Annotated in this window: 10 protein-coding genes; 4 read left to right on the top strand and 6 right to left on the bottom strand. The window is 68.7% G+C overall.

Going from position 1 to position 14,188, the window contains the following annotated elements; all coding sequences use genetic code 11:
• Positions 1-93: 93 nt before the first annotated feature.
• From urtE to urtA, 5 genes are all read right to left on the bottom strand, one after another.
• Positions 94-783 carry an urea ABC transporter ATP-binding subunit UrtE gene (urtE, locus tag ASF27_RS15515; RefSeq protein ID WP_056361639.1) on the bottom strand — a complete coding sequence of 230 codons (690 nt, stop codon included), beginning with the start codon at positions 781-783 and terminating at the stop codon, positions 94-96.
• 74 nt (positions 784-857) lie between these two features.
• Complete coding sequence (gene urtD, locus ASF27_RS15510) at positions 858-1,643, bottom strand: urea ABC transporter ATP-binding protein UrtD (RefSeq protein WP_056175359.1); 786 nt, start codon at positions 1,641-1,643, stop codon at positions 858-860.
• Between the two features lie 11 nt (positions 1,644-1,654).
• Positions 1,655-2,806, bottom strand: a complete 1,152-nt coding sequence (gene urtC / locus ASF27_RS15505; protein WP_056361457.1) for an urea ABC transporter permease subunit UrtC — start codon at positions 2,804-2,806, stop codon at positions 1,655-1,657.
• 13 nt (positions 2,807-2,819) lie between these two features.
• The gene (gene urtB / locus ASF27_RS15500) at positions 2,820-3,746 is read right to left on the bottom strand and encodes an urea ABC transporter permease subunit UrtB (protein WP_056361455.1); all 927 of its coding nucleotides are present in this window, start codon (positions 3,744-3,746) and stop codon (positions 2,820-2,822) included.
• A gap of 162 nt (positions 3,747-3,908) precedes the next feature.
• Positions 3,909-5,168 (bottom strand): urea ABC transporter substrate-binding protein, encoded by a 1,260-nt coding sequence (gene urtA / locus ASF27_RS15495; protein WP_056175348.1) that lies wholly within the window; start codon positions 5,166-5,168, stop codon positions 3,909-3,911.
• 242 nt (positions 5,169-5,410) lie between these two features.
• Between urtA and ASF27_RS15490 the strand changes: the two genes are divergently transcribed.
• Both ASF27_RS15490 and ASF27_RS15485 read left to right on the top strand, forming a co-directional pair.
• Positions 5,411-8,932 carry an ATP-binding protein gene (locus ASF27_RS15490; RefSeq protein WP_082479207.1) on the top strand — a complete coding sequence of 1,174 codons (3,522 nt, stop codon included), beginning with the start codon at positions 5,411-5,413 and terminating at the stop codon, positions 8,930-8,932.
• On the top strand, positions 8,925-9,830 hold the full coding sequence (locus tag ASF27_RS15485; protein WP_056175345.1) for a DNA-binding response regulator: 906 nt from the start codon (positions 8,925-8,927) through the stop codon (positions 9,828-9,830). The genes ASF27_RS15490 and ASF27_RS15485 overlap by 8 nt, the downstream gene beginning before the upstream one ends.
• Positions 9,831-9,872: 42 nt before the next feature.
• Here ASF27_RS15485 and ASF27_RS15480 read toward each other — a convergent pair whose 3' ends face one another.
• Positions 9,873-11,342 (bottom strand): PAS domain-containing methyl-accepting chemotaxis protein, encoded by a 1,470-nt coding sequence (locus ASF27_RS15480; RefSeq protein ID WP_056261525.1) that lies wholly within the window; start codon positions 11,340-11,342, stop codon positions 9,873-9,875.
• A 569-nt stretch (positions 11,343-11,911) separates the two neighbouring features.
• Between ASF27_RS15480 and ASF27_RS15475 the strand changes: the two genes are divergently transcribed.
• Together ASF27_RS15475 and ASF27_RS15470 are read left to right on the top strand one after the other, a co-directional pair.
• On the top strand, positions 11,912-13,132 hold the full coding sequence (locus ASF27_RS15475; protein WP_056361452.1) for an L-dopachrome tautomerase-related protein: 1,221 nt from the start codon (positions 11,912-11,914) through the stop codon (positions 13,130-13,132).
• A 59-nt stretch (positions 13,133-13,191) separates the two neighbouring features.
• Positions 13,192-14,169 carry an SMP-30/gluconolactonase/LRE family protein gene (locus ASF27_RS15470; RefSeq protein WP_056361446.1) on the top strand — a complete coding sequence of 326 codons (978 nt, stop codon included), beginning with the start codon at positions 13,192-13,194 and terminating at the stop codon, positions 14,167-14,169.
• Positions 14,170-14,188 lie beyond the last annotated feature (19 nt).

Here is a 14,188-nt window from a genome sequence, read left to right as displayed (position 1 = left end):
GAGGACATGCGTCCCCGTTCGCGCGCGCCGGTCATCCGGCGCCGCGCAAGAGGTGATTTTGGAGTCGGAGGGCCCGGTGGGGCCCCGAAACACTCAGACCGAGAGGAAGCGGGCGACCTGGGCCTCGTCGATGTCGGCGCGCAGGGACTCGTGGACGATGTGGCCGTTCTCGATGACCAGGACCCGGTCGGCGACATCGAGGGCGAAGCTCAGCACCTGCTCGGAGACCACGATGGAGAGGCCGCGCGCGTCGCGGATCTTCTTCAGCGTCCGGCCCATCTCGCGGATGATGGAAGGCTGGATGCCTTCCGTCGGCTCGTCCAGCAGCAGGACCTTGGGGCGACTGGCCAATGCGCGCGCGATGGCGAGCTGCTGCTGCTGGCCGCCGGACAGGTTGCCGCCGCGCCGGCCCTTCATCTCGAGGAGCACCGGAAACATCTCGTAGAGTTCGCCAGGCACCCGGCGCTCGTTCGTCACCGTCAGGCCCGTCTCGATGTTCTCCTGCACGGTCATGGCGGAGAAGATCATGCGGCCCTGCGGCACGTAGGCGAGGCCCTTGGCGACGCGCTGGTGGCTCTTGAGGGCGCCGACCTCCGTGCCGTCGACCCGGATCGAGCCGGATTTGACCGGCACGATCCCCATCAGGGTCTTCATGAGCGTGGTCTTGCCCATGCCGTTGCGGCCCATCACGGCGACGATCTCGCCGGGCGCCACCCGGATGTCGAGGCCGTGCAGCACCTCGCTCTGGCCGTAGGCGGCGTGGAGATCGCCGATCGCCAGCATCGGCTGGACGCCCGCTTGGATAGAGGGCGCGGGGGAGGGGCCGGGCGTGGTCTGGAGCATGAACCCGTTCCCTCTCAGTGGCCGAGATAGACTTCGATGACCTTGGGGTCGTTCTTGACCCGGTCCATCGAGCCCTCCGACAGGACCTTGCCCTGGTGCAGAACGGTGACCCGGTGGGCGATGTCCTCGACGAACTTCATGTCGTGCTCGATGACGAGTACCGAGCGGCCGACGATGATCTGGTTCAGGAGTTCTGCGGTCTTGATGCGCTCGCCGACGCTCATGCCGGCGACGGGCTCGTCCAGCATGAGAAGTTCGGGGTCCTGGATCAGCAGCATGCCGATCTCGAGCCATTGCTTCTGGCCGTGGCTGAGGAACTCGGCCCGCTCCAACAGCTGGTCCTTGAGGAAGATCATGCCGGCGACCTCCTCGATGCGGTCGCGGACCTCGGCGTCGCGCTTGAAGGTGAGCGCCCCGAACACCGAGCGGCCGCGGGGATAAGAGATCTCGAGGTTCTCGAACACGGTCAGGTCGTCGTAGATCGACGGCGTCTGGAACTTCCGGCCGACCCCGGCCTGCACGATGGCGCTCTCGGAGAGTTTGGTGAGCTCCGTGCCTTTGTACTTGATCGAGCCGGAACTGGCCCTGGTGCGGCCGCAGATGAGGTCGAGCACCGTGGTCTTGCCGGCGCCGTTGGGGCCGATGATCACCCGGATCTCGTTGGGGTCGACGTAGAACGACACGTCGTTGACCGCCTTGAACCCGTCGAAGGAGACGGTCAGGCCCTCCACCGCCAGGAGGAAGTTCTTCTCCGCCGGGGCGGCACCGATGATGTGCGAGGGGAGCAGCGCGGCGTTCATTCCGAAAAATCCTACTCGGCCGCGTGGGGGAGGGCGACGGCGGGGGCGGGCTCCAGGGCCTTCACGCGCCGGGTCAGGCGGGGCTCGACATAGGTGCGGTAGATCCCCGCGAGACCGTTCGGGAAGGCGAGGACCACGAGGATGAACAGGCCGCCGAGGCCGAACAGCCAGAGTTCGGGAAAGCTCTCCGAGAAGGTGGTCTTGGCCCAGTTGACCAGGAGCGTGCCCCAGACGGCGCCGAACAGGGACAGGCGCCCGCCCACGGCCGCGTAGATCACCATCTCGATGGACGGCACGATGCCCACGAAGGACGGCGACATGAACCCGACCTGCAGGGTGAACATCGCGCCCCCGATGGCGGCGAACACGGCGGCGAGGCAGAACGCGAAGGTCTTGAAGCTCGCCACCGGGTAGCCGGAGAAGCGGACCCGGTCCTCCTTGTCGCGCATGGCGACGAGGATTCGCCCGAGCTTCGAGCGCTTCACGTATTTGGCGAACAGGATGCAGGCGACGAGCAGCCCGCCGTTGACGAAGTAGAGGATGTTGTGGGCGCGGTCCGTGCGGATGTCCCAGCCGTTCAGGGTGCGCAGGTCGGTGATGCCGTTGATGCCGCCGGTGTAGCCCTGCTGGCCGACGATGAGGATCGTCAGGATGGCGGCGATGGCCTGGGTGATGATGGCGAAGTAGGTGCCGCCGACGCGCCGGCGGAACATGGCCGAGCCGATGACGAAGGCGAAGAACGCCGGAACCACGATCACGGCGAGGATCGTGAAGGGCAGGCTGGTGAACGGCTTCCAGAACCACGGCAGCTCGGTGATCTGGTTCCAGTCCATGAAGTCGGGGATGCCCGGCGTCGACTGGATCTTCGTGTTCTCGACGCTCGACGCTTCGAGCTTCAGGTACATGGCCATGAGGTAGCCGCCGAGGCCGAAGAACACCCCCTGGCCGAGGGAGAGGATGCCGCCGAAGCCCCAGCAGATGACGAGGCCCAGCGCCACGAACGAGTAGGTGAGGTACTTGCCCACCAGGTTGAGCCGGAAGGCGTCGAGGAGCATCGGCAGCACGAGGAAGATCACGGCGGCCAGCAGCGCGAGGCTGATCCACTCCATGGGCTTCATGAACGGGTTGTCGTGGACGGTCGACGTGGATTTCGGGCTGGTCATCACAGGAAGCTCCTCAGCGCCGGACCTTGAGGGTGAACAGACCCTGCGGCCGCAGCATCAGGATGCCGACGACGGCCAGCAGCGTGATCACCTTGGCGGTGGAGCCGGACAGGAAGAATTCGAGGGTCGACTGGGTCTGCGAGATCGAGAAGGCCGACGCGATGGTACCGAGCAGCGAAGCGGCGCCGCCGAAGACCACGATGAGGAAGGTGTCGACGATGTAGAGCTGGCCCGAGGTCGGCCCCGTCGAGCCCACCATGGTGAAGGCCGACCCGGCAATGCCGGCAATGCCGCAGCCGAGGCCGAAGGTCAGGCGGTCGACCTTCTCGGTGTCGATGCCGACCGCGCCCGCCATGGGCCGGTTCTGCACTACGGCGCGGACCTGGGCGCCGAAGCGCGAGCGGTACATGAGGAGCGCGACGCCGGCGGTGATGAGCAGGGTGATCGCCATCACGAACATGCCGTTGATGGGGATCTCGATGGTGTCGGTGACCTGCACCGAGCCGATGAGCCAGCTTGGCAACTCGACGCCGACCTCGCGCGGTCCGAAGATCGTCCGGTAGGCCTGCTGCAGGATGAGCGACAGGCCCCAGGTGGCGAGCAGGGTGTCCAGCGGGCGCTTGTAGAGGTGGCGGATCAGCGCCCATTCCACCAGCATCCCGAGGGCTCCCGACGCCACGAAGGCCAGCGCCATGGCGACGAAGAAGTACGCCGGGAACAGGGCCGGCAGGTGGGTCTGGAAGAACCCGGAGCACAGGTAGGTCATGTAGGCGCCGAGGATCATGAACTCCCCGTGCGCCATGTTGATCACCCCCATCTGGCCGAAGATGATCGCCAGGCCCAGCGCCATCAGGGTGTAGACCGAGAACAGGATCAGCCCGGCGAAGCCCTGCATCACGAAGATCGAGCTGAGGTCCGTGAGGGAATAGTCGCCGAGCATTCTTTTCGACCTTCCGAAGGATTCGGCCATCGCGTTGCAAGCATTGGGCCGTGGGAGGCTGCGGGCGCGGTCATCTCGAAAGAGGCGCGACGCGCTCCCTCTCCTGGAAGGAGAGGGGACCCGCGCCCACTGGACCTGATCCAGCGGGCGCGGAGAGCGGTCCTACTGGTAGCCCTTGGGGAAGGGGTTCGGCTCGATGAGGTCCTTGCTCTCGTAGACCACCTCGAACTGGCCGTTCGGCAGCGCCTTGGCGACGCGGGTCTTGGACCAGAGGTGATGGTTGGGGTGGATCTTGACGTAGCCCTCGGGAGCTTCCTTGAACTCGATGTCGGCGGAGGCGGCCGCCACCTTGTCGACGTCGAAGGATCCGGCCTTCTCCACCGCCATCTTCCACAGGAACGGTCCGAGATAGGCGGCCTGGGTCACGTCGCCGATGACGGTCTTCTCGCCCCACATCTTGTGGAAAGCGGCGACGAACTTCTCGTTGTTGGGGTTCTTGAGCGACTGGAAGTACTTCATGCAGGAATAGGCCCCGGCGATGTTGTCGCCACCGATGCCGTCGATCTCGTCCTCGGTCACCGAGATGGTCAGCAGGGTCTGCTTCGACAGGTCGATGCCGGCCGCCTTGAGCTGCTTGTAGAACGCCACGTTCGAGCCGCCGACGACGTCGGTGAAGATCACGTCGGGCTTGGTGAGCTTCAGCTTGTTGATCACCGAGTTGAACTGCGTGTGGCCGAGCGGAAAATATTCCTCACCCACGACCTTGGTCTTCAACACGTTCTCGATGTGCTTGCGGGCGATCTTGTTCGAGGTGCGGGGCCAGATATAATCGGAGCCGATGAAGAAGTACGTCTTGGCGCCCTTCTCCTTGGCGACCCAGTTCAGCGATTCGAGGATCTGCTGCGTGGCCTCCTGGCCGGTGTAGATGACGTTCTTCGACTGCTCCAGGCCCTCGTAGAAGGTCGGGTAGTACAGCAGGCCGTTGTACTGCTCGAACACCGGCAGCGCCGCCTTGCGCGAGGCCGAGGTCCAGCAGCCCATCACGGCGGCGCAATGGTCGTTGACCAGCAGTTTCTTCGCCTTCTCCGCGAAGGTCGGCCAGTCGGAGGCGCCGTCCTCCTGGATGATCTTGATCTTGCGGCCGAGCACGCCGCCGGCCTCGTTGATCTGCGCGATGGCGAGCTTCTCGGCCTGGATCGAGCCGGTCTCGGAGATCGCCATGGTGCCGGTGGCGGAATGCAGGATGCCGACCGTGACCTCGGTGTCGGTCACCGCGAGGCCGGTGGTGTTCACGGTGGCCGTCGCCGGGCCCGCCGCGAACGCCATCCGGGGCATCAGCGCGATGGCCGGCACGCCGGCGAGACCCATGAGAAGCCTGCGCCGCAGCGCCGATTGCAGGCCGTTGCCCTTGCTCTCTGCCATCGTGCCCAAAATCCTTGATCGTCGTCGCCCGGCCCGTCGAAAGGGCCGTGGATCGATACGCAAAGGCTAGGCCGCATGGTGCGGTGCGGTCGATACGCAGTCTTGCGTATGGAGCGGGCCCGCGCGGAGGCCCATCGTGACGGCCTTTTCGCGCATCGAACGCATGCGCGAATCGAAACCAAGCGATGCGGCTCACCCCGCCTCGGGAACAGGGTCCGCGCGTGCTACCCTCGTGCCGACCCATGCCCCAGCACCAGCGCATCCTGCCGATCCGGCGCGACTACAACCGCTTCGTCGCCGACGAGACGCTGGAGGACTACGCCCTGCGCTTCACCGCCAAGGCGGCGCGGCGCTGGTCGGGCCTGCGGGTGGCGCAGACGGCGCTCGGCTCCGTGTCGTTCCTGGCGCTGGAGGCCATCGGCGGCACCCTGGTGCTCGCCCTGGGCTTCACCAACACCCTCGCGGCCCTCGTGGTGGTGGTGCTCATCATCTTCGCCACCGCCGTGCCGATCTGCGCCTACGCGGCCCGCTACGGCGTGGACATCGACCTCCTCACCCGGGGCGCGGGCTTCGGCTATATCGGCTCGACGGTGACCTCGCTGGTCTATGCGAGCTTCACGTTCCTGTTCTTCGCCATCGAGGCGGCGATCATGGCGATGGCCCTGCAACTGTGCTTCGGCCTGCCCCTGGCGCTCGGCTACCTCGTCAGCGCGGTGGCGGTGATTCCGCTGGTGATCTACGGCATCACGCTCATCAGCCGGTTCCAGATCTGGACCCAGCCCCTGTGGATCGTCCTCAACCTGCTCCCGCTCGCCTGCATCGTCTGGCAGGGCGGGGCGCCCGTGGGCGAGTGGCTCGGCCATGCCGGGGAAACCGGTGCCGGCGGGTTCGATCTCGCCCGATTCGGCCTCGCCACCGGCATCCTGCTGGCGCTGCTCGCGCAGGTCGGCGAGCAGGTCGACTTTTTGCGATTCGTCCCCGCGATGGAACCCGGCGGGGAGCGCCGCTGGTGGGCCGCCGTGCTCGGTGCGGGGGCGGGCTGGATCGTCCCGGGCTTCCTCAAGATCCTGCTCGGCTCGTTCCTCGCCATCCTGGCCCTGCGCCACGGTGTGCCGGCCGACCGGGCGGCGGAACCGACGCAGATGTACACGATCGCCTTCGGCTACGTGGTCGCGCCGGGCCCCTGGGCCATCGCCCTGATGACCGTGTTCGTCGTGGTCTCGCAGATCAAGATCAACGTCACCAACGCCTATGCGGGCTCCATCGCGTGGTCGAACTTCTTCTCCCGCCTCACCCACAGCCATCCGGGGCGCGTGGTCTGGCTGGTGTTCAACGTCGCCATCGCGCTCCTGCTCATGGAACTCGGCATCGACAAGACCCTGGCCAGCACCCTCAGCCTCTACGCGGTGGTGGTCTCGGCCTGGGTCGGGGCGCTCAGCGCCGATCTCGCGGTGAACAAGCCGCTGGGCCTGTCGCCCCCCGGCATCGAGTTCAAGCGGGCGCACCTCTACGCCATCAACCCCGTCGGCACGGGTGCCATGGCCCTGTCCATGGGCGCTGGCTTCGCCGCGCATCTCGGCTGGCTCGGCGTCACGCTCACGCCGTTCGGCCCGATGCTGGCCCTCGTCGTCGCCTTCGCCGCCGCCCCCGCCATCGCGTGGGGCACGGGCGGGCGCTACTACCTCGCGCGAACCCCGAAAACCGACTGGAACGGCGCGGCCGCCATCACCTGCCGGGTGTGCGAGCATCCGTTCGAGCCCGAGGACATGGCCGAGTGCCCGGCCTATGGCGGGGCGATCTGCTCCCTGTGCTGCTCCCTCGATGCCCGCTGCGGCGACCTGTGCAAGCCGCACGGTCGCCTCGATGCCCAGGCGCAGGGCGTCCTCGCACGCGTCCTGCCGGCCCGCACGGCGATCTGGATCGGCGCACCGCTCGGGCGCTACCTCGCCCTGATGCTCACACTGGTCAGCGCCGTAGCGCTGATCCTCGGCATCGTCCATGCGGGCGCGGTCTCGGAGCACCCCGAGCACCGGGACATGCTGGCCGCTGCGCTCACCTCCGTGTTCCTCATCCTCATCGTGATCCTCGGCATCGTCGCGTGGCTGTTCGTGCTCGCCCAGGAGAGCCGCCACGTCGCCCTGGAGGAGACCGCCCGCCAGACCGGGCTCTACCAGGCCGAGATCGCCGCCCATAAGATCACCGACCTGAAGCTCCAGCAGGCCAAGGAGGCGGCCGAGGCGGCGAACCTCGCGAAAAGCCGCTACGTGGTCGGCATCAGCCACGAACTGCGCACGCCGCTGAACGCGGTGCTGGGCTACGCGCAATTGCTGGAGGGCGATCCTTCCATCCCGGCGCCGCGCCAGAACGGCATCCGGGTGATCCGGCGCTCGGCCCAACACCTGTCGGGGCTCATCGACGGGCTCCTCGACATCTCCCGCATGGAGGCGGGTCGCCTGCAGATTCATCGCGATGAAATCAGGCTCTCGGATTTCCTCGATCAGATCGGCGACATGATCCGCCTGCAGGCCGAGGGCGCCGGCCTCGAGTTCCGCTTCACCCGGCCGGACACCCTGCCGGTGGTGGTGGCCACCGACGAGAAGCGCCTGCGCCAGATCCTGCTCAACCTCCTGTCGAACGCCGTGAAGTTCACGCCGAAGGGACACATCGCCCTCGACCTCGCCTATCGCAGCCAGATCGCGGTGTTCACGATTCGCGACACCGGCCTCGGCATTCCGGCCGACGATCTGCAGCGGGTGTTCGAGCCGTTCGAGCGTGGCTCCATGGCGGCGGCACTGACCACCCCGGGCACCGGCCTCGGGCTCACCATCGCGCACCTGCTGGCCCAGATCATGGGCGGGGAGATCACCGTGGAGAGCACGGTGGGGCAGGGCACCTGCTTTCGCCTGCGCCTCATGCTCGCCTCCGTGGCGCGGCCGAAACCCGTGCGGCTGGCGGCCCAGGCGTCCGCGGTGCCGCGGACCTACACGGGTGCGCGCCGCACCATCCTGGTCGCCGACGACGACGCCGCCCATCGCGGCCTCATGCGCGACATCCTCGAACCCCTCGGGCTCATCGTGATCGAGGCCGCCGACGGCCCCGCCTGCCTCGACCTCGCCGCCCGGCATCCGCCCGATCTGTTCCTCCTCGACATCGCCATGCCGGGCATGACCGGCTGGGTCCTGGGCAGGGCCTTGCGTGAGGCCGGCCAGACCGCCCGGATCGCCATGATGTCGGCCAACGTCCACGAGATCAGCCCGTCGCGCGGGCACGACGCGCCCCACGACGCCATCATCGCCAAGCCATTCGACCTGCGCGATTTTCTGGAGATCGTCACCGGTCTGCTCGGCCTCGCCTGGAGCGCGCCGGACCCGTCGCCCGCGTCCGACATGCCGCCCGCCGCCGCGGACGAAGCGGGCCCGCCGCCCCGGCCGGACGCCGTGGCGGATCTCCTGCGCCTCGCCCGGATCGGCCACGTCCGCGGCCTGGAGGCCAAGCTCGCGCGGATGGCGGAGGAGCCCGATCCGCCGTCCGCGTTCCTGGCGCGGATGCGCGGCCTCGTGGCGGCCTACGATCTGCGCCGCGTCATGAGCGTGCTCGAAGCACTGCGGCAAGCGCCCGCGGCCCAGGACACGCCCGCGGCCCAGGAAGCGCCTGCGGCTCAGGACACGCCCGCTGCTCAGGAAGCGCCCGCGCCCCAGCACGGGTCAGTGAACGAAGACACGCCCGCGACGGCGGCCGAGCCGGAGCCCGCAGGCCATGCGTGAGCCCCAGCGCGACATCGTCCTGGTGGTCGACGATTCCCCCGACACCCTGAGCTTCCTCACCGACGCCATCGAGCGCTCGGGCGCCACGGTGCTCGTGGCGGTGGCGGGCGACCTCGCCCTGGCGCTGGTCGACGAGATCACCCCCGACATCATCCTTCTCGACGCGGTGATGCCCGGCATGGACGGATTCGAGACCTGCCGCCACCTCAAGGCCAAGGGCCACCTCGCCCATGTGCCGGTGATCTTCATGACCGGCCTGTCGGAGACCGAGCACATCGTGAAGGGCCTGGAGGCGGGGGGCGTCGACTACGTGACGAAGCCCATCGCGCCGGACGAGATCCTGGCGCGCATCCGGGTGCACCTCGCGGGCGCCCGGGCGGCCCAGAGCGCGCGCGCGGCCCTCGACACCACCGGCCGCACCCTGTTCGCGGTGGACGGGCAGGGGGCGGTGCTGTGGTCGACCCCCCAGGCGGCGCGCCTGCTCGCGGGCTTCGGCGACCCGGGCGCGGGCGGCCTGCCGCCGCAGGGGCGGGACTGGCTGCGGGGCTCCGTCGCCGGAACGGTCTCGGCGCCCCTGACCCTGACGGACCGCGACGGCGTCGCCCACACCCTGAGCTTCATCGGGGGCACGGGCGACGAGATCCTTCTGCGCCTCGCCCGCGACCCCGTGGAGGCCGGGATCGAGCGCCTGCGCGCGCGCCTGCCCGTGACCGGGCGGGAGGCGGAGGTGCTGCTGTGGCTGTCGCGCGGCAAGGCCAGCCGCGACATCGGCGAGATCCTGGGCCTGAGCCCGCGCACGGTGACGAAGCACCTCGAGGGGATCTACGCCAAGCTCGGCGTCGAGAACCGCACGGCGGCCTCGCTCATCGCCGCGCGCCACCTGCAGGATCTGGGGTGAGCGGAGCGGCGGCGCACCCGGAGGGGCTGCCGCTCCGGATCGTCACGCCAGGGCGCGCGCCGCGCCGCTGACCGCCTGGACGGAGGCGTCGACGTCGTGGGCCGCCCGGGCGATGCCGTCCATGGTCTGGCGGACGAGCTCGACGCTCTGGGCCGCGTTCTGCATGTTCACCGACATGTCGCGGGTGACCGCGGCCTGCTCGGTCACCGCCGACGAGACGCTGAGGGAGATCTCGCTGAGATGCCCGATGGTCCGGCCGATGGCCTCGATGGCGTGCACGGCCCGGTTCGTCGAGGCCTGCACCGCCGCGATCTGCGTGCCGATCTCCTCCGTGGCGCGGGACGACTGGTTGGCCAGCGCCTTCACCTCCGCGGCGACGACGGCGAAGCCCCGGCCCGCCTCGCCGGCCCGCGCCGCCTCGATGGTGGCGTTCAACGCCAGCAGGTTGGTCTGGTCGGCGATGGAGCGGATCACCGTGACGACCTCGCCGATCTTCTCGGCCGAGGCGGTGAGCCCGGAGATGATGGTCCCGGCCTCGCCCGCCCGGGCCACGGCCTCGTCGGCCGCGCCCTTGGCCTCGACGGCGTGCCGGCTCAGCTCCTCGATGGAGGACGAAAACTCCTCGGCCCCGGCCGCCACGGCCTGGACGTTGCCGGAGGTCTGCGCCGCGGCCTCGGCCGTGGATGCCGCCTGACGGCTCACGCCGGAGATCGCATCGGTGATGAGGGCGAGGTCGTTGTCGATGAGGCGCTGGCCGTCGCGGCGGCGGTTGCGATCGTTCACCTGGGCCGTGACGTCGTTGGCGAACTTCACCACCGCGTAGGGTTTGCCGTCGGCCCCCAGGATCGGATTGTAGGCCCCGTGGATCCAGACCTCGCGGCCGCCCTTGGCGAACCGGCGGAATTCGCCCGAATGGGCCTCGCCCCCGGCCAGGCTGCGCCAGAACCCGGCATAGGCCGGACCGTCGCGCTCCTCGGGGGAGACGAACAGGCTGTGGTGGCGTCCCTTGATCTCGTCGAGGCGGTAGCCGAGGGCGTCGAGGAAGTTCGCGTTGGCGTCGGTGACCACCCCGTCGGGGGTGAAGTGGATCACGGCCTGCGAGCGGTTGATCGCCGCGATCTGCCCCTCGTAGGAAGCGATGCGCTGCTTCTGGGCCGTGATGTCGGTGGCGATCTTGACCACCTTCACCACCTTGCCGGCCCGGTTCAGGACCGGATTGTAGGACGCCTGGATCCAGATCTCGCGACCGCTCTTCGTGGTCCGCATGAACTCGCGCGCCTGGAACTGACCGGCACGCAGGGCCGCCCAGAACGTCTCGTAGGCCGGGCTCTCCCGCTCCTGGGGCGAGACGAACAGGCTGTGATGCCGGCCCCGGACCTCGGCGAGGGGATATTCGAGCAGGTCGAGGAACAGCCCGTTCGCGTCCAGCACCGCACCCTTCAGATCGAACTCGATCCGCGCCTGCGAACGATCGATCGCATCGAGCGTGGCGCGACTGCCGGAATCAAACATCTCGGTTTCTCCCTCTGGGCTGGAATACCCCCAGCGCGTGCAGGACCCGTATGGCAAGTTGCGCTTAATAATCCCTCAATCGCCAAAGACATTTTCCAATGTCTGATCGTCGCGGACACTCGCCTGCCACGCGAATTATTGATCACGAATACGTTATCCGATGATCCTCAAATAAGAGTTCGGGTTATCTTGAGATAAGATCAAATGATAGCGGAACATAGTCGATCAGGCCGGACGGCAGCGCATCCATTCCCACATACAGGTCGAAAGCACAGTAGATCCGCTCGGTCGGCCCGTGTCGCGGTCCGGACCGTTAGCCTCTTCGCCGAAGTGGTCATTGGCTTCTGGCAAGGCCTCGCGGCGAAGGACCATCGACTACCAACGCCGACCCGGCGAGATCCGTCGCCGTCCTCGGCGATCCCTCGACACCGGACGGACGCGACATCCGGCGCCCGTTCGCCGCACCCCAGACGAGCGGACGGGACGAGGTTTCGGCCGGGATGAAGCTTGGCCGCGGGTGCGTGCGTTGTCGTCACGAATCCCGAGCCTTTCCGCCCCGTGAGATCGCAATGACCCGACACACGACCGCTACTTCTCTCCTGACCGCCCTCGCCGTCGGTACGGCTCTGGGCGGATCTCCCGCCCGCGCGCAACCGGCCCCCGGGGGCACGCCGACCGGCAACGTGCCGGCCGGAGATGCGCTGACGAAGGTCGCGAGCTTCGAGCATCAGGTCACCGGCGTCACCGTGTCGAAGGACGGCCGGATCTTCGTCAATTTTCCGCGATGGACCGAGGACACCGAGGTGTCCGTCGCCGAGGTGAAGGACGGCAAGGTGGTGCCGTTCCCCGATGCCGCCTGGAATTCCTGGCGCAACGCGAAGAAGGACGAGGTCTCGGCCAAGGATCATTGGGTCTGCGTGCAAAGCGTGGTCGCGGGCCCGGACGGCAACCTCTGGGTCCTCGATCCCGCTGCCCCCGCCATGGGCGCCCTGGTGCCGGGCGGCGCGAAGCTCGTCGAGATCGACCTCCGGACGAACCAGCCGGCCCGCACCATCGCGTTCGACGAGACGGTGGCGCCGCAGGGCTCCTATCTCAACGACGTGCGCTTCTCGCCCGATGGCAGGACCGCCTACCTCACGGATTCGGGGGCCAAGGGCGCCCTCGTGGTGGTGGACCTCGCCAGCGGCAAGGCCCGCCGCGTCCTCGACGGCGATCTCTCGACGCAAGCGGACAAGGGCGTGACCGTGACCTACGACGGCAAGCCCCTGCGCCGGCCGGACGGGCGCGGCGTCGAGTTCGCGGCCGACGGCATCGCCCTCTCGCCCGACGGCCGGACCCTCTATTGGCAGGCGATCAAGGGCAAGACCCTCTACAGCCTGCCGACGGAAGCCCTGGCGGAGGGCGTCACCACGGCCCTGATGCCGACGGCGCTCGCCGACAAGAGCCTCTCGGGCAAGATCGAGACCGTGGGCGAGAACGGCCCGGCGGACGGGCTGATCATTTCCCGGACGAATGGGCGGATGTACATCACCTCGCCCCAGGACGATTCCATCAAGGTACGCGACCTTTCCGCCAAGGGCGGCGCGACCGCCACCCTGATCAAGGACGCGCGCCTGCGCTGGCCCGACACCTTCGCGGAGGGCCCGGACGGAACCCTCTACGTCACCACCTCGCGCATTCAGGATTCGGCCTTCTACAAGCCCGACGCGCCGGCGGCCTTGCCGACGGACCTCTGGAGCTTCAAGCCCGCCGCCCCGGACGCCACCGGCTCCACCCGGCCGGCGCGCTGACCCCGACGACCGGGCGGCCTCACGGGGCCGCCCGCCGCTTCCTCGAACCCAGGGCGACGATGCACCGACGTACCTTCCTCGGCCGGGCCGCCCTCGGCTTCGCCCTGACGGCGATGCCGCGCGAAGCGGCCGCCGCACCGGTCCTGCACGTCGACGATCCGGACTTCGCGGCCGTGGTCGATCGCGACGCGCGCCTCACCTCTCTGTATTCCGAGGGACGCTGGTGCGAGGGGCCGTGCTACGCGCGTCACCTCGGCGGCCTGGTCTTCAGCGACGTGCGGTCCAACCGGATGGTGCTCATCGGCGACGACGGGAAGACCAGAACCTTCCGCGACCCGTCCGACAACGCCAACGGCAACACCCTCGACGCCAAGGGACGCCTGGTGACCTGCGAGCACCGGGGCCGGCGGGTGGTGCGGGCCGAAACCGACGGGTCCCTCACGGTCCTGGCCGACCGTTACGGGGGGCAGCCCCTGAACTCGCCCAACGACGTGGCGCTGGCGCCCGACGGCGCACTCTGGTTCACCGATCCGATCTTCGGCATCTCCATGCCGGACGAGGGCATCGTGCGCGAACCGGCGCAGGCCGCGCGGCGGGTCTATCGCATCGACCCCGACGGCACGCTCACGGGCATGAGCGACGCCCTCGACCAGCCCAACGGCCTCGCCTTCAGTCCGGACGGGCGCCGCCTCTACGTCAGCGAGACCGGCGCCTCCCTCAACCCCGAAGGCGCCCGCGCCATCCTGGCGTTCCCCGTCGAGAACGGGCGCACGCTCGGGGCCCCGAGCACCTTCGCCACCCTGGACGCGGGCGTGCCCGATGGGCTCGCGGTGGATGCGGACGGGCGTGTCTACGCCGCGTGCGGCGACGGCGTCCGGGTCTACACGCCGGACGGACGGCGCCTCGGCCGCATCGCCACCGCCACGGATGCCGCCAACGTCACCTTCGGCGGCCCCGACGGCCGCCGCCTCTTCATCGCGTCCGGCCCCGCCATCCTGGCCATCGACCTCCGGGTCCGCGGCGCCGCCCACGGCTGAGCTCTCATCCCCTTCGAAC

The organism is Methylobacterium sp. Leaf102 (genome assembly GCF_001422425.1).
Taxonomy (GTDB): Bacteria; Pseudomonadota; Alphaproteobacteria; order Rhizobiales; family Beijerinckiaceae; genus Methylobacterium.
This window is presented reverse-complemented; position numbering and strand designations above follow the sequence as displayed.

Coding starts and splice junctions, on each gene's coding strand:
- urtE (WP_056361639.1), bottom strand. CDS start 783: ATGCTGGCGATCGGCGATCTCCACGCCGCCTACGGCCAGAGCGAGGTG.
- urtD (WP_056175359.1), bottom strand. CDS start 1,643: ATGAACGCCGCGCTGCTCCCCTCGCACATCATCGGTGCCGCCCCGGCG.
- urtC (WP_056361457.1), bottom strand. CDS start 2,806: ATGACCAGCCCGAAATCCACGTCGACCGTCCACGACAACCCGTTCATG.
- urtB (WP_056361455.1), bottom strand. CDS start 3,746: ATGCTCGGCGACTATTCCCTCACGGACCTCAGCTCGATCTTCGTGATG.
- urtA (WP_056175348.1), bottom strand. CDS start 5,168: ATGGCAGAGAGCAAGGGCAACGGCCTGCAATCGGCGCTGCGGCGCAGG.
- ASF27_RS15490 (WP_082479207.1), top strand. CDS start 5,411: ATGCCCCAGCACCAGCGCATCCTGCCGATCCGGCGCGACTACAACCGC.
- ASF27_RS15485 (WP_056175345.1), top strand. CDS start 8,925: ATGCGTGAGCCCCAGCGCGACATCGTCCTGGTGGTCGACGATTCCCCC.
- ASF27_RS15480 (WP_056261525.1), bottom strand. CDS start 11,342: ATGTTTGATTCCGGCAGTCGCGCCACGCTCGATGCGATCGATCGTTCG.
- ASF27_RS15475 (WP_056361452.1), top strand. CDS start 11,912: ATGACCCGACACACGACCGCTACTTCTCTCCTGACCGCCCTCGCCGTC.
- ASF27_RS15470 (WP_056361446.1), top strand. CDS start 13,192: ATGCACCGACGTACCTTCCTCGGCCGGGCCGCCCTCGGCTTCGCCCTG.